The organism is Lacticaseibacillus pantheris DSM 15945 = JCM 12539 = NBRC 106106, from assembly GCF_001591865.1.
Taxonomy (GTDB): domain Bacteria; phylum Bacillota; class Bacilli; order Lactobacillales; family Lactobacillaceae; genus Lacticaseibacillus; species Lacticaseibacillus pantheris.
This window is the reverse complement of record NZ_BCVS01000169.1, coordinates 1-2,834: the sequence shown is the minus strand read 5'-3', so window position 1 is coordinate 2,834 and position 2,834 is coordinate 1. Positions and strand designations below refer to the sequence as shown.

At 52.6% G+C, this 2,834-nt stretch carries 2 protein-coding genes; both read right to left on the bottom strand.

All coding sequences use genetic code 11. The annotated features are described in order from the left end of the window. Window positions 1–374: 374 nt before the first annotated feature. A complete protein-coding gene (locus LPA02S_RS11205) occupies window positions 375–1,115 on the bottom strand; it encodes an amino acid ABC transporter ATP-binding protein (RefSeq protein WP_054649638.1) in 741 nt (246 codons plus the stop codon). Then, window positions 1,116–2,576: an ABC transporter substrate-binding protein/permease gene (locus LPA02S_RS11200; protein ID WP_056956378.1), complete on the bottom strand. Its 1,461-nt coding sequence runs from the start codon at window positions 2,574–2,576 to the stop codon at window positions 1,116–1,118. Between the last annotated feature and the right edge of the window lie 258 nt (window positions 2,577–2,834).

Here is a 2,834-nt window from a genome sequence, read left to right as displayed (position 1 = left end):
ATAGTTCGTGAACTCTAATCCCAGGGATCATGAATCAATGCTCAGACTTTACTCAACTGACTGGTATACACGTTACTATTCATGTGATTATGCCGACAGTTTCGTTTGGAATTGATTTACCATTAAAATTTTGGGCTGTTGGCGGACCCGTAAACTTAACGTTAGACCTCTACCGTTGGTCGTACTGGCGTGATGGCTCCGGTTGAGCGGTTGGTCCCCGCGACCGGAGCCATCACGCCAGTACGGCCAGCCACCAGCAGCGGTCCACCAAGTCGCAGTACACCACGGCACCCCCGCCGGGCAGAACCGCCACCCGTACACTAAATAATGCGCATATAAAAACCGCCGCAGCCAGGCCGCGACGGTATTGTTAGCTATGCTTCCAGCACCTGCTTCAAGAACGTTTGTAACCGTTCGTGTTGTGGGTGCTCAAAAATTTGTTCTGGCGTTCCTTGTTCCAGTACCTTGCCATCGCCGAAGAATACGACACGATCGGCCACTTCCTTGGCAAAGCCCATCTCGTGCGTCACGATGACCATCGTCATACCCTCTTTGGCCAACTGGCGCATGACACCCAGCACGTCGCCGACCATCTCGGGGTCCAGCGCACTGGTTGGCTCGTCAAACAACATGATGTCGGGGTGCATCGCCAACGCACGGGCAATCGCCACCCGCTGCTTCTGGCCGCCTGACAAGGAGTCTGGCATTGCGTCAGCCTTGTCGGTTAAGCCGACCTGTTCCAGAAGCTTGATGGCTTCTGCGTCGGCCTCGGCCTTGGTCCGTAAACCGAGTTCGGTAGGGGACAAAGTAATGTTTTGCTTGACCGACATGTTCGGAAACAGGTTGAAGTGCTGGAACACCATCCCGATTTTCTGGCGTACCTGGTCGATGTTGACGCCGGGTTTGGCGATGTCCTCGCCGTCGATGACAATGTCGCCTGACGTAGTGGTTTCCAGGCCGTTAATCATGCGCAAGACGGTACTCTTACCGGCACCAGACGGTCCAATCAGCACGACCACCTCGTTATCCTCAACTTTGAGGTCAACGCCCTTGATGACGTCGTTGTTGCCGTAACTTTTGTGCACATTTTGCATTTCTACTCGAGTTTTAGTCATTTATTTTACCTTCTTTTGTACCCAGTTAGACAGCCACGTGAGCAAAGTGATGATGATTAAGTACATCAGCGCGACCATCGTCCAAATCTTAAAGCCTTCCATGTTGCGGGCAATGATAATCTTCCCGGTTTGGGTCAGTTCGAGCAAGCCAAGGACGGACAAAATCGACGTGTCCTTTAGCGTAATTATAAACTGATTGATAAACGATGGAATCATAATTTTGATACCCTGTGGCAGAATGACTTTGCGCATGGATTTGGTCCACGGCAACCCCAGACTACGGGCAGCCTCCATCTGACCACCGTCAACCGCCTGGATACCACCCTTGACGAACGCGGCGGTGTACGCCCCCTCGTTCAAGGTCAGGGTCACGACGCCGGCGATTAGTGCCGGTATCTTAGCGCCAATTAGTGACGGAATCCCCGTGTAGATAAAGAGGGCGAGCACCATCAGCGGCAGTCCACGGAAGATGTAAATGAACGTTGTGGCAACACCCTGGGCAAACTTGTTGGGGATAACCCCGATGAGCCCAAAGATAATCCCGATAACGGTGGCAAAGACGATTCCCAGTACGGTGAGCTGCAGGGTTTCACCCAAGCCGCCCATGAGGGTGCCCCAATTAGATTTCAGCAAACCCATAAAGCTGTGGTCACTGTCGTTCGTCTTCGCTGCGGTTTTGGCCTGCGACTTTTGCGATCCGTTACCCAGGTATTTGCGCACGATTTTCGCGTACGTACCGTTGGCCTTAATCTTCTTGAGGCCCGCATTGACTTTGGGTAGGAGATCATTGGCGTGGGACTTGGCAATCGCGATGCCGTAGTAGCCCGACTTTGCGGGTTTCGTCACGATTTTGAGGCTCAGCCCGGTGGCGATACCGTACTGCATGACGGGCTCATCTTCAAAGCAGGCGGCGGAGTTCCCAGTGATGACGTCCTGATACATATTGTTCGAGTCGTCAAAGGTGACCACTTTAAGGTGGTACTTGTCCTTAATACTGTGTACGTAGTCAGCGGCGCTAGTACCGGTTTTGACGGCAACGCGCTGACCGCGGAGGGAGTTCAAAGTGTGATATTTGCTGCCAGTTTTGACGGCGCCAACAACCCCCGATTTATAGTACGGGTTACTCATGGCAAATTTAGCTTTTCGTTCCGGTGTGATGCTCATACCGGCAATGACGCCGTCAATCTGGTTGGCCTCCAGCGATTGTACGGCGGCGTTGAAGCCGAGCGGTTTTATGTTGACTTTGAAGCCTTCAGCTTTCGCGATGGCGTTCATGATATCGATGTCGATACCCACGTATTTATTACTCTTGTTGGCGTATTCGAACGGAGGAAAAGTGACGTCCGTGCCGATAGTATACGTCTGTTCGGCGGCGTTGACTGGTGTTAACTTCGGTGAGTTCCAGGCGAGGAACAAAGCAGCAGCCATGGCGAGCAGCGGCCAGAACCATTTCTTCTTCATGTGGCTAAAAACACCCTTTCTAGTTGGTACAGCGCGGCAGTTTTCGTGCCACGCGTGCGTGCAAAGAAACATCAATGTTTTCAGTCTACCGAACCGGCGGGAGGTAGTCCATGGTTTTTGTCAGGTTTGATTACACAAAGCAGTCATCTTTTACATGTATCGGCTGCTTGACTGGCAGCTTGGCTGGTTGTGCCGGTCCGGCGGCTCCGGTTAGGTGGTTGCTTGGCTGGTCGTACTGGAGTAATGGTTCCGGTTGAG

Excerpts from the sequence above, each read along its gene's own strand:
- LPA02S_RS11205 (WP_054649638.1), bottom strand. The coding sequence starts at position 1,115 with ATGACTAAAACTCGAGTAGAAATGCAAAATGTGCACAAAAGTTACGGC.
- LPA02S_RS11200 (WP_056956378.1), bottom strand. The coding sequence starts at position 2,576 with ATGAAGAAGAAATGGTTCTGGCCGCTGCTCGCCATGGCTGCTGCTTTG.